The organism is Streptosporangium sp. NPDC004631, assembly GCF_053601935.1.
Genome location: NZ_JBSGCR010000006.1, coordinates 197543 through 221606 on the forward strand (window position 1 = coordinate 197543; position 24064 = coordinate 221606).

Below are 24064 nucleotides of genomic sequence, written 5' to 3' on the forward strand. Positions count from 1 at the left end.
TCCGACGCCCCGGCGGTCAACCGACGGGGCGGTAGCGGCCGCGGAGCCGTACGAGCGGGGCGAGTCCCGGGGTGACGTAGTCCACCGCCAGCACGCGGGCGACGAAGAGCGTGTGGTCCCCCGCGGGGAGGACCCGGACGGTCTCGGCCTCCAGGGCGGTGACACCGCCGTCCACGACGAGCGCCTCGCTCAGCCTCCCCCGGTGGTGCGGCGTCCCGGCGAGCAGGAGGCGGGCACCCGGCCGGCCCGCCGTGGCGAAGCGGCTGGCGATCGCCTTCTGCCCGGCGGAGAGCACGCTGGCCGCCCAGCGGTCACGGCGGAGCAGCAGTTCGTTGAGGTAGCCGGTGTTCTCCATGCTCACCATGACGAGCTGCGGGTCCAGCGAGACCGAGGTGAAGGTGCCGACCGTGGCCCCCACATCGTCGCGCTCGTCCTTCACCGTGACGACCGTCACGCCGGTCGGCACCTGCGCCATGGCCTCGACGAACTCGTTCATCCCGCCATCATCCCGGAGGGGCGCCCGGCCCCGACACCGGAGCGGCCCGTTACCACCGGGTCCGGGGAGGTGCTGGAGCGCCTCGTGACCGGCGCCTCGGCGCGGGAGGAGTCCGGGATCTCGGTCAGGAGGAGTTCCGGAAACGGCGGTGCAGGTCGCGCACCCGCTCCGCGAGGCCGGGAACGGGGCCCTCCACCACGAGGCCGGGGACGATCTCCCGGATCGGCAGGGGCCGTACGGGAGGGGCGGGAACCCCCAGCTCGGCACGCCAGGCCACCAGTTGCTCGGAGGAGCTCACGTACACGATGCGGCCCAGCCCGACCCAGCCGTGCGCGGCGGCGCACATCGGGCAGTGCTCCCCCGAGGTGAAGACGGTCGCCGCCGCCCGCTCCTCAGGGGTCATGTTGGCCGCGGCCCAGCGCGCCAGCTCGAACTCCGGGTGGCGGGTCCCGTCGCCGGAGGCCACCCGGTTGTGATCCTCGGCGAGGACGGTCCCGTCCGCGGCGACGAGCACGGAGCCGAACGGTTCCTCGCCCGCCTCCAGTGCCTCGGCCGCCAGTTCCACACAGCGGCGCAGGTGTCGCAGATCGGCGTCGTTCACCATGACGCCCCCAGGGGTGTGATCCGCGGTGCACGCTGGCCCCCGGGCCGGCCGCGGAAGGTCACCTGTCGTTCCGGGACGCCGTTGAGCGGGTGGACGGTGATGCCGAGGACGCGGTTCGCGCGGGGCCCCGCATCAGGGGGTGCTCGTTTCCAGGCGGTCCAAGAAATGACCTTGAGCAGAAGAGAGGCGCACAGGGGGTGGCCGCTACCGCGGACGCCCCCGCTACCATCGCATGGCCCCCCGTACCGCGGGGTGCCAAAGAGGCGTCGGGCCTCTCGCCCTCGACCACCAGGCGTGGGGTGTCGAGTTCTTCGGCGGGACGCTCGAAGAGCGCGCACGCGGCGTAGCCCGGAACCAGGTCGTCGAATATTCCCATGGGCTTGAAGCCGTGCCCGATGTAGTACTGGTGTAATTCAACGTTCGTGGTCCACACGTCGACCCTGACCGATTCAAGGCCGTCGGCGGCGGCTCGGGTCGCGGCCCAGTCGAGGAGCTCGGCGCCGACCCCCTGCCCGCTGTACCCGCCGTCCCGCCTGACGATGAGGCGGTGCACGTAGAGGGCGCCTCCGGCCGGGCGTCGCGCCCGGCCCCGGTGCGGCGTCTGTCCGGCGCGGACGCGCTGCTCCCACCTCGCCCAGATCTGGGGCGCGAAGGTGTCCAGTGTCAGTGTCGCCACGGGAACCTCCCCGTCCCAGGCGATCCATGTGTGCCCCGACCGGATCCCCTTTCTTATCCGCTCCCTGCGGCCTTCACCGTCGGTCGCCCACTGGTCTCTGTTCTTCACTTTCTGCAACCAGGTGGTCGCATTTTCCAGCAGCTTGAAGATATGCCCGGTTTCACCTGAATCAGCTTTTCGGAGCACCAGCCTCAGCTCTGCCGGGACTTTCGGATCGGTTGGCTCAGACGCCGAGGGATTCATTTTTCGGCCTCCATTGATAAGGATCGGGTGATGCCATTACCATTTCTGCCACACGAGCGGCAATCTCAGTAATAGCAACCGAGAGTCGCCCCAAGGAAACAACTGCGGCTATGGACGGATGGCCTGATTGAAATTTTGATGTATCGAGGCCGGGGTGATGAGGAACGGCGGAAAAGCCACCTTTCGGCTAGCCGCCGGGAACCTGACCGGTCTCGTACGAGATTCGATGCCGTGCCGAATCGAAGATGGTCTGTGTCAGGCGCAGGGGACATCCGTCACCCGCGTAGGCGACTCTGCGCACCTCCAGCACGGGCTCGGGCTCGCGCATCTCGAAGAAGGCGGCCTCGTCCTTGGTCGCGTTTCGAGAGAGGACGACGTCTCGATAGCCCGCCTGCGCCAGCCCCCGCGCGGCCAAATACCTGATGGTGCCCTCGGTGATGTCCTTCACGGAGTGGAGCCGGGGAGCGCGATCGGCGATGGAGTCCGGATAGAACGTTCGCTGCAACGACCCGGGTTGCACGGTACGGACGTCGTAGGAATGCGGCGCGTCCCCTGTTTTGATGAAAGCCGGATCGGTGTCCGGGGCCGACCTTCTGGCGAAGAATCGTTTGAGGGCTCGGCGGACGAACTGCTCGTCCTCTCCCAGCACCAAATCCTTCCGGTCGGTCTCGGAAGGGGCGGCCATGCTTACCTCGGGGCCCTCGACCAGGGGGACCAGTCCCTGCTTGATCACCGCTGCCCGGTAGGCGTCGAGCTCGATGGGCAGGTGGGAGTTGTCGGCACCCTCCGCGCCCGCCCCCTCCTCCCGGGACAGGTTGATGACCAATACGTAGGTCGACGGGATGATCCGGCCCTCGACGACTCGATAGCGATCCGTTCGCCCCGTCTTGCTGATCAGGTCTTCCTTCACCAGCTCTTCATAGGCCCTGCGCACAGTGCTTGGCGCCATGCCGCGCTCGCCGGCCAGGGCCCCCACACTCGGCAGTTGGTCACCGGGCCCGAGGTGATCGTCTCGTTCCGCGTCCACCATCCGATCCCGCAGGTCACGTGCCACCTCTTGCCACTTTGTCGTGTCGGCCGCCACGCGCTCCGCCACCTCCTTCCATTAGTACGTATAAACCGTTCAAGTGCGTAGATAGGGAGTAGCCATGTAACTGATTTGCTTCGTTACACACCTATCATCCGTGCGGTATGTATGAGTTAACGCAACCACCAGGAGACAGGAGAAGACCTTAGAACCAAACTGTGGCTACGGCGAGCCGAAACCCACAGATTTGTGCCAAGCGACGAGCTGATCATCCCTTCCGGTGGGCACCTTTGGGATGATCAGCCCAATAGGCCACAAGAACGTCAAATTCCCCATAAGGGGATTATGTGCACAAAATTCTTCTTCAGGGGTGGTGATACATGTCCAAGGGTTAGCGATATGACCGACTGCCGGCCCCGGCGCCGTCCAGGCATCGCCCTGCCACCGCCGTCGATCGAGCGCTTTCCTCCTCGATCGGGCCGAGGCCCGCCGACTTCCTGACGCCAAGATCCCTCCACCCATCGGTCACACCGCGGTTGACCGAAGGACGGTTGACCGGCCCTGGCCCATCCACCGCCGGGGATCGAGGGAAGGGACTTCTCTCCAAGAAGTCGGAAATGGGGGATCACATGTCCCGGGGACGCCATGAAGGCGAAAGGTGGACACCCTCCACACGCTGGCCGGCCATTGTCCGCGCCACGGCCAGGTGGCTCATGCGAGCGGCCTGGGAGATGATCCAGCAGCTGATGGAGGGGGACGGCCCCAATCTCTTTTCTTAAAGAGATTGGAACCGCCCGAAATGGAGGTTCTCGTACCGTTGCACAGTCTGGCGAGACATCTGCGGTGCGAGAACTTCCTTCACCGGGATCCATCAAGGTGATGGCACGTTCTCCCGGGGTGAACCTCTTCCAGCTTGACACGGACAGTCGCGCGGAGCCAGTACAGGGCTTTCTCACCACTGAGTAATCAGAAGGTTGTCACGGAGCGCCATTGAATGGTCGCGCCCGATAGCCCGCCGATCCTCGCGGGCTACATTCGAGATTACTTCCGCCGCCGATGCAGACTTCCACTCCTTTTCCAGGGGATACTCAACTCAAAGCCCACCGGAAAGGGGTAAAAGGGTGAAAAATTCACTTCCACCCCAGAAGTACCCACAGCTCTGGGTGGATCTCCCTCAGGCGTATATCGCCTGCGTGGCGACCGCACTGGTCCAGCAGGGGGTCCAGGTCACCGACCTGTGGCCGGACCCCTGCGAACCCCGCGACGCGACGATCAAACTCGCGGGCCCCGAACCGCTCGCCCTGGTCTGGGACGAGGTTACGGGATGGAGGTACGCCCCCTACGTCACCGGCCACCGAGGGGTTCGCACCAAACTCGTCACAAGCGAGATCACCTACATCGGCGACCGCGTACTCCCCGCCCCCTGGGCCGTCGCGCGAGACTTCGTCGCGGAAGCCTCCCGCCCCGCGCCCCCTCCCTATCGCTCCTACCTCGACTTCGCCGACGGGCTCGATGATCAGCTTCGGGGCTACGACACCGGATCACACCCATACGGTCGGGGACTGTACGACAGCCTGGAGTACACCCGGCTGATAGAGCCACTTCTCGCCCGGACTCATCGAACAGCCCTCGCTGCCTGAGTCTCGGACCACCGATCCGCCGCGACTCAGGCGGCCGGTGAACTCCCACGTTCCACGGTAGGCCCGGCGGCGGCGCCAAGGCGTCTCCCCGGACCGGATCGAGCACCGGCACGGGTCCGGCGCCGAAGAGCACGGTCGCGGTGCGACCTTCGGCGCCGGCGGACGGCACCCGGTATCAGACGGCCCGGCGCCGGTGGACGGCATCCGGGCCGGACGGCCGGGCGCCGTCGCCCGCGGTCGATCCGCGGTCGCGCCCGGCCCCGGTGACCGTGCCGGGCCAGGGCGGCCGTTACGCCAGGCCGTTCTGGGTCAGCCAGTCCTTGGCGACCGCGGCCGCGTCGTCCTTGTCGACCGAGACGCGCTTCATCAGCGCCAGCAGGCCCGCGGTGTCGAGCTTGGCGGAGACGGCGTTCAGCGTGGTCTTCACGGTGTCGTTCGCGCCGGCCCTGTTGACCAGGGGCACGATGTTGTCGGCGGCGAAGGCGTTCTTGGTGTCCTTCAGCGAGACCAGTTCGTTGAGCACGATCCTGGGGTCGGTGGTGAAGACGTTGCCGACCTGGACGGTGCCGTCCTTGAGGGCGTCGACGGTGGCGTCACCGGTCTTCTTCCACTCCTTGAACTCCAGGCCGTAGGTGTCCTTGAAGTTCTTCTCCTGGCGGGACCTGAACTCCGGCGGACCGCCCACGGCGTAGTCCTTGGAGACCTTGACCAGATCCTCGATCGTGGTGAGACCGTTCTTCTGGGCGGTCGCCTTGGTGACGGTCAGCGAGTTGTTGTCCTCGGCCGCGGCGGGCCGCAGAACCTCCAGCTCGGCCGGGAGCCTCTCCCCGAGCCCGGTCAGGACGTCGTCCTCGGTCTTCGCGGTGGTCGTCTTGTCGACGAAGGCGAGGAGCGAGCCGATGTACTCCGGCAGAATCGTCAGGCCACCGCTCTTGATCTGGTCGTAGAGGATCTCGCGGCTGCCGATGTTGAGCTTCTTCTCAACCTGCACGCCCTTGGCCTCCAGGGCCTGGGCGTAGATCTCGGCGAGCAGGACGTTCTCCGGGAAGTTGGCCGAGCCGACGACGACCTTCCCCCCGGCCGCCGACGCGTCTCCCGAGCCCGTCGGGCCCACGGAGGCGTTGGTGAGCGGGTCGCCACCACCGCACGCGGTAAGTGTGAGCGCAGTGGTGAGGACGACCACCACGGTGCCGAAAAGTCGTTTCATCGTACTTTCCCCTTCTAAACGGGAGGGAATAGGGACATTATCGTACGGTCTGTCGTCGGCTCACCCCCGGAGAGACCACGACGCGCTGGAGAAGGGTGAAACCCAGCTGGACGATGAGGGCGAGTAGCGCCACCAGGACCGCCCCTCCGAGCGTGCTCGGGAAATCCTTGGTCGCGAGACCGTCGATGATGAAGCGGCCGAGACCGCCCAGGCCCACATAGGCGGCCACCGTCGCGGTCGACACCACCTGGATCGCGGCTATCCGCAGGCCGAGCAGGATGAGCGGCAGCGCGACCGGCACGAGCACCCCGCCGAGGACCTGTCCGCCGCGCAGGCCCATGCCGTACGCGGCGTCCCGCAGGTCGGGGTCCACCCCGCGGATGCCCTCGTAGGTGTTGACCAGGATGGGCGGTACGGCGAGCGCCACCAGCGGGATCAGCACCGGGACGCCGGTGCCGACCCCCATCAGCAGCACGATGAGCACGAGCAGGCCCAGCGTCGGAAGGGCACGGGCCGCGTTGGCGCTCAGGATCGCGAACAGCGCGCCCCTGCCGGTGTGGCCGATCCAGAGCCCGAGGGGGATGGCGATCAGCGTGGCGCAGAGCAGCGAGATCGCGGAGAACTCCAGGTGCTCCAGCAGCCGGATCGGGATGCCGTCCGAGCCGGACCAGTTGGCGGGGTCGCCGAAGAAGTCGATCAGCCAGTTCACGATGTTCCCCTCGCCCGCGCCCACGGGGTGAGCAGGCGCTGGGCCAGCACCAGCAGCGCGTCGACGATCCCGGCGAGGATCACCACCAGCACGATGCCCACGATGATCGGGGTGTAGAACTGCCGCTGCCAGCCGTCGATGAACAGGTAGCCCAGGCCGCCCCTGCCGACCAGCGCGCCCACGCTGACCAGGCTGATGCTGGAGACGGCGGCCACCCTGAGCCCGGCCAGAACGACGGGCACCGCGATCGGCAGCTCCACCCGGAGCAGCCTGCGCAGCGGGGTGAAGCCCATGGCCACCGCGGACTGGCGCACGTGGTCGGGGACCGAGGTCAGCCCGTCGACGACGGCGGGGATCAGCACCGCCATGGCGTAGAAGGTGAGCGGGACCATGACGGTCGTCCGCGTGGCGAGGCCGGTGAGGGGGATGAGCACGATGAAGACGGCCAGCGAGGGCAGCGAGTAGATCACGTTCACCGCTCCGACGGTCGGCTGGTAGAGCTGGCGCCAGCGGACGCCGGCCAGCCCGAGCGGGAGGGCGATGAGCAGCCCGACGACGACCGGCACGAGCGCCATGACGACGTGGTCCTCCAGCAAGACCTGGATACCGGGCCAGTTACGCCCGATCCAGTCCCAGCGGATCAGCGGCTCCTCATGCACGGGCGCCCCCGGCGACCCTGTCCAGCGCCTCGTCGAGCGCCTCACGGGTGGCCACACCCCGGACCCGCCCGGAGTCGTCCACCGCGATCGCGCCTCCCGAGGGGGAGAGCAGCGTCGCGTCCAGCGCGCCGCGCAACGAGTCGCGCCCGCTGACGAACGACCCGTACGGCGCGAGCCGTACCCCCGCCAGGGTGCCGGACTCCGGCAGGTCCCTGACGGCCACCCAGCCCAGCGGCCGGTTGTCGGCGTCCACCACGGCCAGCCAGGGCTCCGCCGTACCGCGCAGTGCGGAGACCTCGGTGGAGACGGGCACGGTCAGATCGGCGCGGAGCCTCAGTCCCTCGTCGGAGACGAACGACAGCCGCCGAATGCCCCGGTCACGGCCGAGGAACTCGGCGACGAAGTCGTCCGCGGGCCGGGCCAGCAGCGTCGGGGGGTCGGCGAGCTGCGCCAGGTGACCGCCGACGCGCAGCACGGCCACCCGGTCGCCGAGCTTGACGGCCTCGTCGATGTCATGCGTGACGAACACGATGGTCTTGTTGAGTTCGGCCTGTAGCCGGAGCAACTCCTCCTGCAGGCTCGCGCGGACGACGGGGTCCACCGCGCTGAACGGCTCGTCCATGAGCAGCACCGGCGGGTCGGCCGCCAGCGCGCGGGCCACGCCGACGCGCTGCTGCTGGCCGCCGGAGAGCTGAAAGGGATAGCGGTCGGCCATCCCGGGGTCGAGCCCGACCCGTTCCAGCAGTTCCATGGCCCGGACCCGGGCCTTCTTCCTGTCCCAGCCGAGCAGGTAGGGCACCGTCGCCACGTTGTCGACGATCCTGCGGTGCGGGAAGAGCCCCGCCTGCTGGATGACGTAGCCGATCCCCCGGCGCAGCGTCGGCGGGTCGATGGTCTTGACGTCGACCCCGTCGAGAAGGATCCGGCCCTCCGTCGCGTCGATCATTCTGTTGATCATGCGGAGGGAGGTGGTCTTACCGCACCCCGAAGGGCCGACGAGCACCGTTATCTCCCCCGTCGGCACCTCAAGCCGGAGGTTGTCCACGGCGACGGTTCCATCCGGATATCGCTTGGTGACACCGTCAAATGTGATCATGCGCAACCTCTTGCTTCTCGGCAGGACCGCCGTTCCCTGCCACAACTGCCCCACGACCTAGCGGCAAAACCCCATAGCGGTCATTCCCGGCCTGCCCCCCTCGGCCCCGACCAAGCCGCCCAGGGTAGCGCGATATCTATCAAATGGGCACTCAATAGTGCGCAGAACCTCAACAGCTCGACACGATTACCCATATCGTGGGCAGCGACCCCTCCAGCCGCACACACACCACGGGCCTCACGCCCTCACTCTTCGTCTTCACCACGTTCGCTCGAATCCAGAGGAACCGGTCTCGTGACCCCACCGCTCCTCGGTCAACGCTCGCGCGGCGAACTGATCGCCGAGCTCTACGACCGCCACGCCGCCGGGCTGTTCGCGTACTGCCACGACCAGCTCGGCGATTCCGGCGCCGCCTCCGCGGTGCTGTCGGCCGTCCTGTCCGACGTCCCGGACGTGGAACCGCCACGTGCCGCGCTCTACGCGTTCGCCCGCCGCGAGATCCAGCAGCAGGACGTCGTCTACATCCCGCCCACCCCGGGCGCCGATCCGATCTCCGCCTTCGTCGAGCGAGTCGTGCGCGACCTGCGCCCGCACCAGCGCGAGGTGCTGTATCTCACCGGCGTGTGCGAGATGGACGTCACCGAACTGTCCTGGGTGCTCGACGTGGCGGCCGACACCGCCGACGAGCTGACCGTAAGCGCCTGCCGCCGCTTCGCCCAGTCCCTGAAGCTGGCCCTGGCCTCGGCCCGGGTACCGGACCACCTGGCCGACGTGTTCGGCGCGCTGCGCGTCGCCCCGATCCGCGACGTGCTCGTCCGCGCCCCCTGGGCCGTTCCCTCCCCGGCACTGCGTAGCGCTCTGCTTGGAGCGCACCACAGTACGGCTCCCGCCGCCCTCTCCCCCTCCAGCCGGCCCGCGCGGATCACGCGGCCCGTGTCGCTCACCGCGCTCAAGCCGTTGTGGCCGACCTCCCCGGCCTGGCCGCTACCGCTCGCCGAGACCGACGCGCTGACCAGCACCAGCGTGTTCTCCCCGCCGGACCTCCCGCCGAGCCACCCCCCTCAGGAGTTCTTCCCGGCTCCCTCCTCCCCGCGAGACGTCTTCCCCGCCTTCCCTGCCGCGCCGGACCGGTTCCCGGACCCCTTCTCCCCGCCCGACCCCGAGGTGGTCTCCGCACACGAGGCCGTCACCGAACCGATGCCCAAACTCAAGGACTCGGTGCTGAACGCGCTCGACGGTGTGGCTCCCCGGCTTCCCCGTCGCAAGCTCCAGCGGCCGAAGCCCCGCGGGGCGCGGCCACTGTCGGCCCCGGTCCCGGCGGACCTGCTCGACGAGGCTCCGCACACCCGCGCCGGCCTGCCCGGCGAGGCTCCGCGCACCTCCACGGACCCCCTCGGGGAGGCTTCCGGCACTCCCGCGGAGTCGCCCGGTACTTCCTCCCGCTCCACCGCGAGCCCGCCGGAGGAGACCCCCCGCGCCCCGGCGGACGCGCTTGACGCCGCTTCCGCGGCGCCGGACCTGTTCCAGCCGTTCGTCCCCGCGACCCGGACCCGGGCCGACAAGCTGGTCGCGGCCGCTCCCAGAGACGACGAGGCCTCCGGAGAGTCTCGGGAGGCGTTCCACGGGGCGGAGTCCCACGGAGAGTCCCACGGAGAGGCGGCCCTGGCCGACTGGCCACTGCCGGCCGAGGAACTGGAGGGCCCGGCCCCCGGCCACCTGGAGGCCCAGGTTTCGCGCCCGCTCCTGTCCGACTGGCCGCTGAGAGCCGACGAACTGGACGCTCCCGTCCCCGGCGACCGTGCCCGGCACGCGAAACGGCCAGGCGCCGAGCATTCGGCGCCCCCGGACGTGCCGGGTACCGACCGGGCCGCGCACACGGAACGGCCGGGGCTGCACCGGGCGTCACATCCGACGCGAGCGGCCGACGCGAGCGAGGCGGAGCCGGACAACACGTGGGCGGGGGACCCGCCGGAAGAGCCGGCAGGCACGCCGGAGATGACGGTGACCTCCCTCCGCCCCGCGCGGATGGGCCGACGAGCGCATCACAAGCGCAGGCCGAAGAGGCAGCGGCCGGATGGCCGGATCACGCAGGACAGACAGCAGCACGACTGGGCGTGGGAGCTGTTCGGGTTCATCGTCTGCGTGATCTGCGTGGCCATCGCGATGCTCGTCTTCTTCGCGGTCCCGACGATCGTCACCCCCTGAACCCGCCGGGCCGTCCCGGCCCGTCTCCCGTGGCGGCGGCAGCCCGGCGCACCGCCGCCACGGCACGGGGGAGGCAGCGGGTTCACATGGACGTTCAGTAGGTTGCGCGGCGCGGCCCCGTATGAGCGGCTCGGGGTGGGTGCGGCTCCCGGGTGGGGAATGTGAGAATTTTTCAGCTAAATCCCATACGCATAGATATGACACCAAATAGGGAAAGTGTCGCGTTTCTCGGAGGCCATTCCTACTTCTCGTAAAAAATCATCATCCGCCTGGACGGATCGGTTCGCCATGTCGATAGAGAGGTGAGGCAGCCGCACCCGAGACCACGAAGGGCGGCCCATGATGACGGTGCACCGGCTGACTCCTGGGCTCTCCCGGGCGACGTGCCGCGCGCGGAGCGGGCGCGTTCAGCAGCTCACCCGCGGACAACGCGGCGCCGGCCGTCACGCCCCGGTCCACACCGACCACCTCACCGGCGCCCGGCGCGGGGATCGGATCAGGGATCGCGGCGAACGCGACATGCCAGCGGGCCGCGGGGTCGACCCGCTGGATCGGGAGCGGGCCCTCCTGAAGATCACGCGGGAGAACGCCGAGGTCCTGTTCTGGCGAATTCCGCTGACCGTGCTCCTGCTCGGCATCGACCTGGCCCCCGTACCACTCAAAGCAGGAATCGGGTTGACGGTGCACGACGCACGCCTCCGTGGAATCGTGCGGGAACTGAAACAGAGAGGCATTTTCGACGCACAACTGACCGAACAGGCCAACCGGCACAATTATTGCCTTAGATATCACGAACTGAAGGTCATGCACGAGGTCCACAGGGCGGCTCTTGAGGAGTGGGGGTGCGCGCAGAAGAAAAACGCGCCACGCCACTATCGGAATCCGGTCGGCGCGGGCACGGCGAAGATGCCACTGTGGCCGCCCGCCAGGGACTTCACTTTCAAGGATCGGACACCGTCAAAGGATCAGGCGCAGGACTCCGGCACGTTTCCCACGCCGGAGTCCTCCAAACGGACGCCGATAATGGTGCTCGGCGGGCGCTGGACGGTGTACGCGCGACTGGAGGCCGATCCCGGTGCCTGTGGCGTGCTTTACAGAGCCTATGATGTCACGGACCCCGAACGTTCAATGGTGGCGAAGGTGTTTCACAATGCCTCAAGCACTCACCGGCACTACCGTACATTCCTGAGAGAGGTCCACGGAATGCGACTGGAAGGCCCGAATATCGGGGAGGTCGTCGACTGCGGAGAGGATCGGCGTTCCGGCGCCGTCCACCTTATTTCTCCCCACTACCGACCCGGCAGCCTCAATCCGTATGTCCGGCAGCGGGGCGGCCGGGTGTCTCTCCGGTGGAGCGTGTGGGTCCTGGATCAGGTCCTGGCCGGGCTGGAGTCCGCGAGCACGAAGAACATCATCCACCTCGACGTCAAGCCCGAGAACGTCGTGCTGGACGGCCCGGACGACATCGGGGTCGTCGACTGGGGGATCTCCCGGCCGCACGAGGCGGGAGAGGCCACGTCGGCCGTCGTCCCCGGCGGGACGGAGCGGTTCGCCAGTCCCGAGCAGGTGGGTGACAGCCCCTCCGACGTCACCGGCGCCTCCACCCTCACCTCGGGAAGAAGCTGAAGGTCACCGAGCGGACGACGGATGGCAGACGGCCGGAAAGTCCTGACAGGCGGGTATGCGCCGCGAGGTATCACGGCGCACATCCGAAACAGCGCCGCACACCCCGGAACAACAGTGGTGACAACGCTGATAACAGGGAGACCACACATCGAGCCGGGAGGTGAACGATGTTCTATCTGATCGCGACATCAGTGGCGATCACAGCGACGCTGATCGGCGGGGTCACGGCCTATATCGCCCTATGGAACCGAGCCGTCTTCAAGGGCAAGAAGCCGGACCTCCATCTCGGTGAGGTGACCCCGCCGCCGGAGTTCCCGCTTCCGGACCCTGCCCCGCCCCTTCCCGAGACCGGCCGGAAAAAAGAGGCCGGACAGGATCGGGAACACCGGGCACGGACTCCGAACCTCTCGTCCACCCCCACCGTGCCACGGGTCCGTGAGAAGAACGACGGCCCCGTCGGAGGAAAAGGCCAGGCATCGTTGCTCCCCCTTCCCGGTCTGCCGGGCTTCCCCGACTGGGGTGGCCCGCTTCCCTTCAGAACTCTCCACTTCGACGCCGCCGGCCGTACGAACGGCGGCGAGTACGGGGAGAACACCGGCGGCTTTCTCCTGCAGGACGAGCTGATCGCGGTCGCCGACGGGATCTCCGACACCGGGAAGGGCCGCCGGGCGTCCGCACTGGCACTGGGAGCCGTGGTCTCCGGGCACGCGCGAGATCCCCTTGATCCGGTGCGGTCGCTGGAGGAGAGCCTGGACATCGCCGACGACTGGCTGCGGGACGCGTCAGGTGGCGCGGAGACCTCCGAGGAGCTGGGCGCGCATCTGAGTGTCGCCGCGATCTCCCAGGTCGACGACGTGTGGATGCTGACCTTCGCCCAGGCGGGTGACGGGGTCATCTACGTCTTCTCGCAGCCGGACATGGGACGAATGCTGGCCAACGTCCACGTGTCGAAGGACGACCCGGCCCGTCGGGCGACCAGCGCGCACCACGGATCCCAGGGGGATGCGGAGACCTTCACCGCGACCCCCGGCGCCCTGGTCGTCATCGCCACGGCCGGGTTCGCGGACGCGCTGTCGTTCTCCGAGGTCCAGGCGGTCATACGGCGGAACTTCGAGACCCCACCCCACCTGTGCGCCGGCGCGCTCCTGGACGCCGCCTACCGGCGTTGCGTCGCCACCAACATCACGGTCGCCGTGGCCAGGGTAACCGAGGTCACCGGCTACGGCTGGGATTGGAGGCGGCTCGAATACCGCCGGATCGACGGGTGAGCCGGGACCACGCGGCCACCCGGCCCGCATCCGGTCCGTGTCCGCACGGTTACGGACCGAGGGGGATCGGTCAGTGGCCGGGGAGGGCGAAGCGGACGGTGCCGGAGGCGTGGTCGCCGAGACTGACCGCGCCCCGGACCTGGACCGTGAACTCGCCGTCGTCACAGGCGGCGACGGCGCCGGAGAAGGTCAGCGTGTCGCCCGCGTAGGCGGGAACGCCGAGCTTGACGTTGATGCCCCGGATCAGCGCCTCGGGGCCGGCCCAGTCGGTGACGTAGCGCTCGACGAGACCCATGGTGGTGAGGATGTTAAGGAAGATGCCCTTCGCCCCCTGTACGCGGGCGCTCTCGACGTCGTGGTGGACGGGGGTGAAGTCCATCGTCGCCGGCGCGGTCGAGACGATCACGGTGGGGGTCAGGGCGATCGTCAGGTCCGGAAGGGCCGCGCCGACCCCGATCCGCTCTTCGGCAAGTGTCCACATCACGACTCCCTGGGGCCCCACATCGGCAGGATCAGTCCGTCGTTCATCTGGCGATATGTCACATGTAACGGCATACCGATACCCACTTCTCCAGGTGGGCAGTCCACAACGCCGCCCACTATCCGCACATCTTCCGGCAGTTCCACCACGGCAACCACAAAGGGTGCCTCGCGCCCCGGAACCGGGGGATGGTGGTGCACGACGAAGCTGTAGACGCCGCCCTCGCCGCTCGCCACGACGTACGCCCGGTTGACCGAACGGCACGACGGACAGACCGGACCCGGCGGGTGTCGCAGCTCGCCGCGGTCGGCGCAGCCCTGAATCCGGAACCCGCCCTGCGACACAGCCTCCCAGAAAAAGGCGGTGTCCTCGTTGATCGCGGGCCGCAGCGGATACGGCTTGCCGACCTCGGACTGGGTTTTCCGCTCCCCCGGGCGAAATTTCAGTACCCGGAAAAGCATCTGGGCCACGAACAGCCCCACCTCGGTGTCGGTCGCGGCGAGCCCGGAGACGCGGCTCAGGCCAGCCGTCTGGAAAAATAGAACAGATTCCATTACCTGCCCAGAGGTGGACCGGCACGAAAGGCGGGGATAAAGGGCCATAACGCGTGTGACATGTAATGATGGACTGTCTTTGTGACTGACCAGTAACCCGTCGGCGTATCCGAAAATCAGATAACGTGTTCTCATGCCCACCCCGCATGCGACCACCGGGGCATCGGCCGCCTCGCACCTCCCCAGCGCCTCCGGCGTCGCCGGCGGTCCCGCCGTCCCCGGCGACGTGTCCCCGAGCGCCCCCGTTCCGGGCACCCTCGTCCCGGGCGGCACGACCCAGGACGGCGTGGCCCAGGACGGCGCCGGAGAGATCACCACCGGGGGCGCGCCCGGCGCGCAGAGCGAACCGGCGTCCACCGGCGTCCGCACCAGAAGCCAGCACCAGCGGCGCAGGCGCATCATCCAGGCCGCCGCCGCGCTCGCCTCCCGGGGCGGCGTCGAGGCCATGCAGATGCGCACCGTCGCCGAGCGCGCGGGGGTCGCCCTCGGCACCCTCTACCGCTACTTCCCCTCCAAGATGGATCTGGTCGTGGCGGTGGTCGGCGAGGAGATCGACCTGCTGGAGGGGAGCATCGAGCGCCGCCCGCCCAGCGCGACCACCGCGGCCGGACGCGCCGTGGACGTCCTGATGCGCGCCACCCGCGGCCTGATGCGCGAGCCCGAGCTGGCCGACGCGCTGATCCGCTCGCTGATCCTGGCCGAGGTGGACGCCCCGTTCGGAGACCGCATGACGGACCTGCTGCTACGCGTGGCCGGGGGGAAGCCCAGCGCCGAGACGGCCACCGAGGAGCAGTACGCCCTGGTCGGCTCACTGGCGAGCATCTGGGTGCACGAATTGCTGGAGATGCTCCGGGGCCGCCGCACGTACGAGCAGATCCAGTGCCGCATCGAGATCGCCGCCGTCCGGCTGCTCGCCGATTTCCAACCCCCTCCTTCCACCTCAAATTAGAACCCGTTACTGTCTCAACCGAAGGCAACCAGAGCGACGTTCTGGAAAGCGTGCCAGGGGACCGGCTCGCGGACTCCGGGCCACCGGGCGAGGAGATCTGTATGGGTGCAGTGATCGTCGAAGCCGTGCGAACCCCCATCGGCAGGCGCCACGGCCGGCTGGCGGGGCTGAAGCCCCAGGCGCTCCTCGCCACGGCGCTGACCGGCCTGGTGGACAGGGCGGGGATCGACCCGGCGATCGTGGGCCAGGTGTTCGCCGGATGCGTCACCCAGTCGGGTGAGCAGGGCGGGCACGTCGGGCGGCACGCCTGGCTGTACGCGGGCCTGCCGTACCGGACGGGGGTGACCACGCTCGACGCGCAGTGCGGCTCCTCCCAGCAGGCCGTGCACCTGGTCGCCGCCCTCATCCAGTCCGGCGTCATCGACGTCGGCATCGCCTGCGGCGTCGAGGCGATGAGCCGGGTACCGCTCGGCAGCAACGTGCTCCCGGCCAGGCCACGGCCCGACGACTGGTCCATCGACCTGCCGGACCAGTTCGTCGCCGCCGAGCGGATCGCGCAGCGGCGCGGACTGACCCGCGAACGGCTCGACCGGTTCGGCGCCCGGTCCCAGCGGCTGGCCGCCAAGGCGTGGGCCGAGGGCCGGTTCGACCGGGAGATCGTCACGGTGACCGCGCCGGTCCTCGGCGAGAACGGCGAGCCGACCGGCGAGAGCCTCACCGTGAACAGGGACCAGGGGTTGCGCGAGGCGAGCATGGAAGGGCTGGCCATGCTCAGCCCGGTGACGGGTGAGCACGGCCTGCACACCGCGGGCACCGTCTCGCAGATCTCCGACGGCGCCGCGGCGGTGCTGCTGATGAGCCGGGAGGCCGCCACCCGGTACGGCCTGCGCCCCCGGGCCCGCATCCTGGCCCAGGCGCTCGTCGGCGCCGAGCCGTACTACCACCTCGACGGGCCGGTGGACGCGACCGCCAGGGTCCTGTCCGCCACCGGCATGACCGTCGAGGACATCGACAGGTTCGAGGTGAACGAGGCGTTCGCCTCGGTCGTCCTCTCCTGGGCGTCGGTGCACCAACCCGACATGGAGCGCGTCAACACCGGCGGCGGCGCCATCGCGCTCGGCCACCCGGTCGGCGCGACCGGCGCCCGGCTGATCACCACCGCTCTGCACGAGTTGGAGAGGTCGGACTCGTCGACCGCGCTGGTGTCGATGTGCGCGGGCGGCGCCCTGGCGACCGCCACCGTTCTTGAGCGTCTGTGAGACCCGTCGCGGGCGGCGAGGCCCCCCGGCGGACCCGCTGAGGACGCACCCCGCGCCCCTTCTAGTTCGAGCGCGGATGGCATCGGATCCCGCCGGGCGCGCACGGGACACACGCGGCGGCGCGGCGAAACAGAAGAGCAGAGAAGCAGGAGCGCCCCCGTGAAATCCCTCCGCAGACCGTACAGCGAGCAGCGCCCGGCCGACGTCGGCGACGGAGTGTGGAGCGTTCCCGTCCCGATCCCCGGCAGCCCGCTCGGCTACACGTTGGTCTACGCGATCGAGTCACCCGCCGGGCCGGTGCTGGTGGACGCGGGCTGGAACCATCCGGACGCCTGGCTGGCCCTGCGGGACGGGCTGGCCACCGCCGGTGTGGACGTCCGGGAGGTCCGAGGGGTGGTGGTCACCCACTTCCACCCCGACCACGCCGGGCTGGCCGGGCGGGTCCGGGAGGAGTCCGGAGCGTGGATCGCCATGCACGAGGCCGACATCGCGCTGATCAGGCGCATGCGCGACGTCGAGGACGGCGCCCACCGCGATCTCCGGGCCGGCATGCTGCGCCGGGCCGGGGCGACCGCGGCCGAGGTCGAGGAGGCGGCCGCGCATCGGCAGCCGCCGCCCGCCCTGCCCGATCTGGAGCTCCGCGACGGCGACCTGATCGACCTGCCCGGGCGCAGGCTCCGCACGGTCTGGACCCCCGGTCACACCCCCGGCCACATCTGCCTGCATCTGGAGGAGTCCGGCCGGCTGTTCACCGGGGACCACGTGCTGCCGGGCATCACCCCGCACATCGGCATCTATCCCTACGACCGCACCGACGTGGACCCGCTCAGCGACTTCCTGGAGTCGCTGGAGAAGGTGTCGGATCTGGGCGCGCTCGCCGCCCTGCCCGCCCATGAATGGATATTTCAGGATACGGCGGCGCGGGCCGAGGCGATCGGCGCGCACCATGAGGAGAAGCTCGTACGGCTCGCGGCCCTGCTGGCCGAGGCCGGCGAACCCCTCACCATCTGGGAGGCGGCCTCCCGGATGACCTGGAACCGGACCTGGGCGGAGCTGCCGGCGACACTGCGGGGCATGGCCGCCGGAGAGGCGGCGGCCCACCTGCGTACCCTGGAGGTCCGGGGTGCGATCCGCCGCATCCCGGGGGTGGATCCGGTTCGCTTCGCCGTACACTCCTAGACATCCGATGTCTGAGCCCCTTCGAGGATGGTGAAGTGTGGCGGTCACCGATACCGCTATCGACAGGATCAAGGAAATGATCCTCTCGGGTGAGCTCTCCCCGGGCAGCAGGCTGCCCAAGGAGGCGGACCTGGCCGAGCGGCTCGGCCTGTCGCGCAACTCCCTGCGCGAGGCCGTCCGCGCACTGGCCCTGATCAACGTGCTGGACGTGCGCCAGGGCGACGGCACCTACGTGACCAGCCTGGAGCCCCGGCTGCTGCTGGACGCGATGGCGTTCGTGGTGGACTTCCACCAGGACGACACCGTGCTGCAGTTCTTCCAGGTCCGGCGGATCCTGGAGCCGGCGGCGACCGCGATGGCCGCGACGCGGATGACCGAGTCCGAGATCGCCGATCTGCGCAAGATCCTCGACTCGCTGCCCGAGGACCCCAGCATCGAGCAGCTCGTCGCCGGCGACCTGGAGTTTCACCACCGCATCGCGGCGGGCTCGGGCAACGCGGTGCTCTGCTCCTTCGTGGAGAGCCTGGCGGGCCCGACCACCCGGGCCCGTATCTGGCGGGGCCTCAGCCAGAAGAACGCCATGGAGAAGACCCGCGAGCAGCACACCGCGATCTGCGACGCCATCGCCGCCCGCCAGCCCGAGGTGGCCCGCGCCTGGGCGACGGTTCACATCGCCGGGGTCGAGGAATGGCTCCGCGAAGCACTTGCCTAACCGGCTCACGTTTGCCTGACCAGATAACGTGACGGCACCTGACCGGATAACACATCGGAAAAGATCACAAAGTCGTACGCTTGGGGCGGACCAATTCCCCGACGACGAGGATGATCCCATGCAGGCGCTCGACGGAACCGACCTACGGGTGGTAGCCGCCCTCCAGGTAAACGGACGGGCTACCTGGGACCGGATCGGCAGAGTGCTGAACGAGTCGACCCGCAACGTGGCCAGACGGGCCACCCGGCTGATGGAAACGGGCGTGCTCTCCATCATCAGCCTGGTCGACGACCGGCGGATGGGCTCGGCCGTGCTGCGGCTGCGCTGCCGTCCCGGGTCGGCGGTCGGCGTGGGCACGGCGCTCGCCGAGCTGCCGCAGACCCGGTTCGTCTCGCTGTTCTCCGGCTCGGTGGACTGCGCGGCGGAGCTCTCGGCCTCCGATGAGGTGTTGACGGATCTGCTGTTCCAGGACGTCCCGACGATCGACGGGGTGGTGGAGAGCGTCACCTACCCCGCGTTGCGATACTTCAAGTCCCCCCACGAGTGGCACCTCGACGTGCTCACCCCACAGGAGGCCGAGGGGCTGCGCGAGCCGTGGACCCCGCTGCCCGAACGCCTTGGCCGGGCCGGGGAGACGCCCTCCGCCGAGGAGGAACGGATCATCGCGGCGGTGTCCGCGGGCGGCCGCGCCACCCACGCCGAGATCGCGGCCGTCGCGGGGATCAGCGAGTCCACCGCCCGCCGCCGGCTGGACTCGCTGATCCGCCGGGGCGTCCTGCACATCCGCGCCGAGATCGAGCCCTGCTACCTCGGGCTGCCGGTGGAGGCCGCCCTCTGGCTCCGGGTGGCCGAGCGCGAGGTGGAGACGGTGGGGCACGCGCTGGCCGGGCTGGCACCGGCCAGATACGTCGTGGCGGTGGCGGGCGACCACCAGATCGTGGCCCAGGTCGCCGTGGCCGGCCGGTTCGAGCTGTACGAGTTCCTACGGGAGGTCGGCGGACTGCCGGGCATACGGGCCATCGAGACGAGCATGATGCTCCTGCCGCTGAAGCGCGGCTTCATGATCAAGAAAAACGGCCGCTCGGACCGCTGGGCCGGCCCGATCGGGTAGCCGGGACACGGGGGCCGCCGGTCGCCCGCGGCAGGGAACCGGCACGGAGCCGGCATGGACCCGACGAGGGGCCGGCCCCCGTCCCGGGCGGACGGAAAAGGCGAGTCCCCTTGACTCGTCCGCCGAAGCATAATAGAACACGTTTCAGAAAGCCTCCGGCCCACAACTCGATCAAGCATCCGGCGACGAGGCGCGCCTCGCGGTTCGAGAAGGTCAGGCGATCATGTCCCGGCTCCATCCGTGACCCCGGGAGGATGCGCGTACGGTTCGCCTAGGAGGACCACCGACACATGAACATCAACCTTGTGGACCAGGACGTCTACGCGCGTGACGGCGCGCCGCACGAGCAGTTCCGCCGACTGCGGGCCGGCGCGCCGGTCTACCTGCACGAAGGTGACGCCGACCGCGGCTGGCCCCCCTTCTGGGCGGTCACCAAACACGCCGACGTGGTGCACGTCTCGCGCCGGTCGGATTTGTTCTCGTCGAGCAGGAGGCTGGCGCTCTTCAACGAGATGCCCGAGGATCAGCGCGAACTCCAGCGGATGATGATGCTCAACCAGGACCCGCCGGAGCACACCCGGCGGCGCTCCCTGGTCAACCGGGGCTTCACCCCGCGCATGATGGGTGCCCTGGAACAGCACATCCGCGAGATCTGCCACGGACTGGTGGACGAGGCCAGGGGCCGCCCCTCGGTGGACTTCGTCCGCGACATCGCGGCTCCGCTGCCGCTGTACGTGATCTGCGAGCTGCTCGGCGCCCCCGTCGAGGACCGTGACAAGATCTTCACCTGGTCCAACCAGATGATCGGGGCCGAGGACCCGGACTACGCCTCCGACCCCTCCGCGGGCCAGGCCGCGGCGGCGGAGGTGTACGCCTACGCCAACACGCTGGCGGCCGAACGGCGTGAACAGCCCCGCCAGGACATCGTCACCAAGCTGCTCATGCCCGACGCCGCCGGCGAGACCCTCGACGAAAGCGAGTTCGACCTGTTCGTGCTGCTGCTGGTCGTCGCGGGAAACGAGACCACCCGCAACGCGGCCTCCGGCGGCATGCTCGCCTTCTTCGAGCACCCGGCGCAGTGGGAGCGCCTGGTGGCCGACCCCGCGCTCTCCGCCACCGCGGCCGACGAGATCGTCCGCTGGGTCTCCCCCGTCAACCTCTTCCGCCGTACGGCCACCACCGACACGGTGATCGGCGGCCAGGAGGTCAAGGAGAACGACAAGATCGTGGTGTTCTACAGCTCGGCCAACCGGGATGAGGACGTGTTCCCCGACCCGGACGTCTTCGACATCGGCCGCAGCCCCAACCCGCACATCGGCTTCGGCGGCGGCGGAGCCCATTTCTGCCTGGGCAACCACCTGGCCAAACTGGAGCTCCGGGTGCTCTTCGAGGTCCTGGCCGAGCGGATGCCGAACCTGGCCCAGGCCGGCCCGGCCCGCCGCCTCCGCTCCAACTTCATCAACGGCATCAAGGAACTGCCGGTCACCCCCACCTGACGGACCGCCACCGCCGGGACGTCACCCGACGCGAGTCGATCCTGCGTTTTCTCCCCTTTCGGGGTTTCCGGGGCTTCACACGCTTCCCACGACGAAATCCCGGGAACCCTTACCACAGAAGGCTTTCGGGACCGTACGGGCATCGGGCCGTCCCCGGGGCGTGTCCGGTGCCGGCCGTACGGACGGCGTCGCTCCCCATGTCGGCCGTCGTCTGAAGTGCCGTTTCGCGAGGGGTGGACTATGGTCGGGGTGATGAGGGAACCGCGGTGGGGCACACGCAGGCCCACTGCGGCGGCGGCCGTGGTGGGTCTCGTTCTCGTGGTCGTCCTGACCGCCGTCGCCCCCTCCTTCTGGCCCTCCGGCGGATGGGGTCCCACCGACTCCGGCACCAGCCTCTGGGTTCCCCAGAGCGACGGCGCGCAGCAGTCGACCGCGCCGCGACTGCTGGCCGGCGGCGCCGAGCACCTGCCGATGCCGGGGCAGCTCCGCTCCCTGCCGGCCGTGGGCGCCACGGTGACGGCCCTCGTCCTGGTGTCGTCCCTCTGGCTCTCCACGGGCCCCGCGGCCACCCCCAGGCGTGACGTCCAGCGGGTCGTCACCCCGCGCAGCCCACCCTCCTCCTAGGCTCCTTTCCCTTTCCCGGCCTCCGTCGAGCAACGGGCTCGATCGAGGCCTTCCAGGCATGCGGTGCCGGGCACCGGCGTGCACGTGGGATCCGGCTTCCACGATGGCGGCCCTCAGTCGGCTCATGCCATCAGCGAGTCATTCAAGGAGTCGATGTCGTCATGGGTGACATCAGATCGACAAGCGGGCTGCTGGCGGAGTACCGGCGCCACACCACGCAGCTGGAGGAGTTGCGCCTGCTCCTGCACGAGCGGCTCGCCGCCGCGCGGGCGGAGCGGGACTCCCTCGTCCAGGACGGGCCCGTGCCGGGGCCTCCCTCCGAGGGCGAGCCGGTCCCGCTGGCCTGGGGCCGCGTCGAGCGTGCCAGGACCGCCGTCGCGGAGATCGAGGCGGCCGTCGAACGGCTGGATTTCGGGGTCTACGGCACCTGCCGGCGGTGCGGGGTGTTCATCGCGCTGGACCGGCTGCGACGTATCCCGCAGGCCCGGCACTGTGCCGTCTGTCACGACGCGGGGAGGCGATGACGTGATCGATCACAGCAGGCACGCCGCCCTCGACCTGGGCACCGCGCGGACCAGGCTGCTGTTCTCCGGCAGTGACACGCTAATCGACGAGCCCTCCGCCGTGCCGGACGGCTCCGCCGAGCCGGGCGACGGCGCGGCGGACGCCGTACCCGACACGCGATGGCAGTGGCCGGTACGGCACGGCATGGTCACCGACACGCCCGCGTGCGCCAGGTTGGCCGGTCGCGTCCTGCGCACCGGGAGCGGGTGGGGCGCCGCCCCGCTGGAGAGGATCCTGCTCGGCGTGCCGGTGGCGGCGACCGAGTCCGAGCGGCACGCCGCCGTCGCGGTGGTGCACGACGTGGCGGGCTGCCCGGTGGCGGTGGTGGAGGAACCCCTGGCCGCCGCGGTCGGCAGCGGGATGAACGTGGCGGATCCGCGCCCGCGGATCCTGCTGGACATGGGTGCCGGGATCATCGAGGCGGCCGTGATCAGCCGCGGCCGGGTCGTCGACACCGGCTCCGTGCAGATCATCACGGAGTTCCACGCCGGGAAGGCCACCGGCGTGCCCGCCCACCTGCTGACCCGGGTCGCGGCCATGGTCACCGATCTCGTCGACCGCGTCCCCGCCCCCATCCGGCGAGGGGCCCGCGACGGGGGCCTGCTCATCACCGGCGGGGGCGCCACCCGGCCCGGCCTGGCCCGGTATCTCTGCTCCACCCTGCGCGTCAGCGTCAGCGTGGCGCCCGACCCGGCCCGCGCCACCGTCCGCGGCCTGTCCCGGCTGCTGGCCTCCCACCGGCCCTGACGGTTCCCATCCCACGTCTCTGCCGACATTCCGAAAGGACTCAAATACCATGATTTCCGATATTCACCTCAGCAGCGTCCAGCTCGACACCATCCGCGAGGAGCTGGAGGAGCAGCTGTTCCGGTGGACCAAGCAGCTGGCCGAACTGGAGGCCGCGGTGGGCGACGACGCCGTGGAGGTCTCGGCGAAGCCCGGCCTGCTCGCCGACATCGTCTCGGCCGAACGGAACACCGCCGTCCTGCGCAACGCCCTGAAGAACATCACCGAGCTGACCTACGGCCGCTGCGACGGCTGCGGCTCGGGCATCCCCTTCGACCGGCTGAAGGCCCGCCCCCTGGCGCGCTTCTGCATGGAGTGTCAGCGCCGCCACGAGAGCGGCTGATCTCCCGCTTGGCCCGGCCGCCGGTCACCGCCGCCCGGGGCGCCGCCCCGGTGGCCGACGGCGCGCGTGTCCACCCGGCCGTCACGCCGGGGACGGACGCCGCGCCTTCGCGGGTTCCCGGTTCCGGGAACCCGCGAAGGCGCGGCGCCGCCTGGCGGAACCGCCGCTCAGTCGATGTAGCTGATGAGGAAGGGAAGCTTCCGGCTTCCGTCCTCCATGGTGCCGATCGACCCGTTGGGGTGGAGCACGACGTTGTCCTCGCCGTAGTGGTCACCCTTCCAGGAGTAGATCCACGCCGGGCCGTCGAGGTAGGTGGCGGCGCTGGTGCGCCACACGTCGGAGGGGATGTCGGCCAGCTGACGCCCCTCCCCCTGGGCGGTGGCGAAGGCGCGGGCCTCGTTGCGCGTCTTCTTGTAGTCCTTCCCGTACCAGTACAGGTGGTAGGTGCCCTCGGCGAGCATGGCGGCGTCCGCGGAACCCGCGGCGACGATGGGGATCCGCACCAGCTGTTCGGTCATGTCTGCTCTGCCTCTCATCGGGGGGATGGCCG

The 24064-nt window shown here is 69.5% G+C and carries 25 protein-coding genes; 14 read left to right on the forward strand and 11 right to left on the reverse strand.

Annotated elements, in window-relative coordinates; all coding sequences use genetic code 11:
* Window positions 1-16 precede the first annotated feature (16 nt).
* From ACWEF2_RS08715 to ACWEF2_RS08730, 4 genes are all read right to left on the reverse strand, one after another.
* Complete coding sequence (locus ACWEF2_RS08715; RefSeq protein WP_453813238.1) at window positions 17-496, reverse strand: flavin reductase family protein; 480 nt, start codon at window positions 494-496, stop codon at window positions 17-19.
* 124 nt (window positions 497-620) lie between these two features.
* Window positions 621-1100, reverse strand: a complete 480-nt coding sequence (locus ACWEF2_RS08720; RefSeq protein ID WP_453813240.1) for a nucleoside deaminase — start codon at window positions 1098-1100, stop codon at window positions 621-623.
* A 58-nt stretch (window positions 1101-1158) separates the two neighbouring features.
* Window positions 1159-2019, reverse strand: a complete 861-nt coding sequence (locus ACWEF2_RS08725) for a GNAT family N-acetyltransferase (protein ID WP_453813242.1) — start codon at window positions 2017-2019, stop codon at window positions 1159-1161.
* A gap of 187 nt (window positions 2020-2206) precedes the next feature.
* Entirely contained in the window at window positions 2207-3073 is an 867-nt protein-coding gene (locus ACWEF2_RS08730) for a GntR family transcriptional regulator (protein WP_453813244.1), read from the reverse strand.
* A gap of 1094 nt (window positions 3074-4167) precedes the next feature.
* Here ACWEF2_RS08730 and ACWEF2_RS08735 point away from each other — a divergent pair.
* A complete protein-coding gene (locus ACWEF2_RS08735; RefSeq protein WP_453813246.1) occupies window positions 4168-4686 on the forward strand; it encodes a DUF6292 family protein in 519 nt (172 codons plus the stop codon).
* 289 nt (window positions 4687-4975) lie between these two features.
* Here the strand turns inward: ACWEF2_RS08735 and ACWEF2_RS08740 are convergent, their stop codons facing one another.
* The 4 genes from ACWEF2_RS08740 to ACWEF2_RS08755 are packed head-to-tail and all read right to left on the reverse strand — an operon-like array spanning window position 4976 to window position 8357.
* On the reverse strand, window positions 4976-5893 hold the full coding sequence (locus ACWEF2_RS08740) for a glycine betaine ABC transporter substrate-binding protein (RefSeq protein ID WP_453813248.1): 918 nt from the start codon (window positions 5891-5893) through the stop codon (window positions 4976-4978).
* A gap of 37 nt (window positions 5894-5930) precedes the next feature.
* Window positions 5931-6602 (reverse strand): ABC transporter permease, encoded by a 672-nt coding sequence (locus ACWEF2_RS08745; protein ID WP_453813250.1) that lies wholly within the window; start codon window positions 6600-6602, stop codon window positions 5931-5933.
* Window positions 6599-7261 carry an ABC transporter permease gene (locus tag ACWEF2_RS08750; protein WP_453813252.1) on the reverse strand — a complete coding sequence of 221 codons (663 nt, stop codon included), beginning with the start codon at window positions 7259-7261 and terminating at the stop codon, window positions 6599-6601. The genes ACWEF2_RS08745 and ACWEF2_RS08750 overlap by 4 nt, the downstream gene beginning before the upstream one ends.
* Window positions 7254-8357: an ABC transporter ATP-binding protein gene (locus tag ACWEF2_RS08755; RefSeq protein WP_453813254.1), complete on the reverse strand. Its 1104-nt coding sequence runs from the start codon at window positions 8355-8357 to the stop codon at window positions 7254-7256. Before ACWEF2_RS08755 ends, ACWEF2_RS08750 begins: the two co-directional genes overlap by 8 nt.
* Before the next feature lie 294 nt (window positions 8358-8651).
* On the opposite strand from ACWEF2_RS08755, the gene ACWEF2_RS08760 reads away from it, so the two are divergent.
* From ACWEF2_RS08760 to ACWEF2_RS08770, 3 genes are all read left to right on the forward strand, one after another.
* Window positions 8652-10562: a hypothetical protein gene (locus ACWEF2_RS08760; RefSeq protein ID WP_453813256.1), complete on the forward strand. Its 1911-nt coding sequence runs from the start codon at window positions 8652-8654 to the stop codon at window positions 10560-10562.
* Window positions 10563-11243: 681 nt separating this feature from the next.
* Window positions 11244-12188, forward strand: a complete 945-nt coding sequence (locus ACWEF2_RS08765; protein ID WP_453813411.1) for a protein kinase domain-containing protein — start codon at window positions 11244-11246, stop codon at window positions 12186-12188.
* Between the two features lie 167 nt (window positions 12189-12355).
* On the forward strand, window positions 12356-13456 hold the full coding sequence (locus ACWEF2_RS08770) for a protein phosphatase 2C domain-containing protein (RefSeq protein ID WP_453813258.1): 1101 nt from the start codon (window positions 12356-12358) through the stop codon (window positions 13454-13456).
* A 70-nt stretch (window positions 13457-13526) separates the two neighbouring features.
* On the opposite strand, the gene ACWEF2_RS08775 is transcribed toward ACWEF2_RS08770, so the two are convergent.
* A complete protein-coding gene (locus tag ACWEF2_RS08775; protein WP_453813260.1) occupies window positions 13527-13937 on the reverse strand; it encodes a MaoC/PaaZ C-terminal domain-containing protein in 411 nt (136 codons plus the stop codon).
* Window positions 13937-14491: a Zn-ribbon domain-containing OB-fold protein gene (locus ACWEF2_RS08780; RefSeq protein WP_453813262.1), complete on the reverse strand. Its 555-nt coding sequence runs from the start codon at window positions 14489-14491 to the stop codon at window positions 13937-13939. The genes ACWEF2_RS08775 and ACWEF2_RS08780 overlap by 1 nt, the downstream gene beginning before the upstream one ends.
* Window positions 14492-14801: 310 nt before the next feature.
* On the opposite strand from ACWEF2_RS08780, the gene ACWEF2_RS08785 reads away from it, so the two are divergent.
* The 10 genes from ACWEF2_RS08785 to ACWEF2_RS08830 all read left to right on the forward strand — a co-directional run bounded on the left by ACWEF2_RS08785 (window position 14802) and on the right by ACWEF2_RS08830 (window position 23514).
* Window positions 14802-15440, forward strand: coding sequence for a TetR family transcriptional regulator (locus ACWEF2_RS08785; RefSeq protein WP_453813413.1), 639 nt, complete (start codon window positions 14802-14804; stop codon window positions 15438-15440).
* A 101-nt stretch (window positions 15441-15541) separates the two neighbouring features.
* The gene (locus ACWEF2_RS08790; RefSeq protein ID WP_453813264.1) at window positions 15542-16699 is read left to right on the forward strand and encodes a steroid 3-ketoacyl-CoA thiolase; all 1158 of its coding nucleotides are present in this window, start codon (window positions 15542-15544) and stop codon (window positions 16697-16699) included.
* A 159-nt stretch (window positions 16700-16858) separates the two neighbouring features.
* The gene (locus tag ACWEF2_RS08795; protein WP_453813266.1) at window positions 16859-17878 is read left to right on the forward strand and encodes an MBL fold metallo-hydrolase; all 1020 of its coding nucleotides are present in this window, start codon (window positions 16859-16861) and stop codon (window positions 17876-17878) included.
* A gap of 37 nt (window positions 17879-17915) precedes the next feature.
* Window positions 17916-18590 (forward strand): FadR/GntR family transcriptional regulator, encoded by a 675-nt coding sequence (locus tag ACWEF2_RS08800; RefSeq protein WP_453813268.1) that lies wholly within the window; start codon window positions 17916-17918, stop codon window positions 18588-18590.
* Window positions 18591-18708: 118 nt separating this feature from the next.
* Window positions 18709-19701, forward strand: a complete 993-nt coding sequence (locus ACWEF2_RS08805) for an Lrp/AsnC family transcriptional regulator (RefSeq protein WP_453813270.1) — start codon at window positions 18709-18711, stop codon at window positions 19699-19701.
* 290 nt (window positions 19702-19991) lie between these two features.
* The gene (locus ACWEF2_RS08810) at window positions 19992-21197 is read left to right on the forward strand and encodes a cytochrome P450 (RefSeq protein ID WP_453813271.1); all 1206 of its coding nucleotides are present in this window, start codon (window positions 19992-19994) and stop codon (window positions 21195-21197) included.
* Between the two features lie 252 nt (window positions 21198-21449).
* Window positions 21450-21821: a hypothetical protein gene (locus ACWEF2_RS08815; RefSeq protein ID WP_453813273.1), complete on the forward strand. Its 372-nt coding sequence runs from the start codon at window positions 21450-21452 to the stop codon at window positions 21819-21821.
* A gap of 161 nt (window positions 21822-21982) precedes the next feature.
* Entirely contained in the window at window positions 21983-22345 is a 363-nt protein-coding gene (locus ACWEF2_RS08820; RefSeq protein WP_453813275.1) for a TraR/DksA family transcriptional regulator, read from the forward strand.
* A gap of 1 nt (window position 22346) precedes the next feature.
* Window positions 22347-23132: a rod shape-determining protein gene (locus ACWEF2_RS08825; RefSeq protein WP_453813277.1), complete on the forward strand. Its 786-nt coding sequence runs from the start codon at window positions 22347-22349 to the stop codon at window positions 23130-23132.
* Window positions 23133-23181: 49 nt separating this feature from the next.
* Window positions 23182-23514, forward strand: coding sequence for a TraR/DksA family transcriptional regulator (locus tag ACWEF2_RS08830; RefSeq protein ID WP_453813279.1), 333 nt, complete (start codon window positions 23182-23184; stop codon window positions 23512-23514).
* A 167-nt stretch (window positions 23515-23681) separates the two neighbouring features.
* On the opposite strand, the gene ACWEF2_RS08835 is transcribed toward ACWEF2_RS08830, so the two are convergent.
* Window positions 23682-24032: a hypothetical protein gene (locus ACWEF2_RS08835; RefSeq protein ID WP_453813280.1), complete on the reverse strand. Its 351-nt coding sequence runs from the start codon at window positions 24030-24032 to the stop codon at window positions 23682-23684.
* Window positions 24033-24064: the final 32 nt, after the last annotated feature.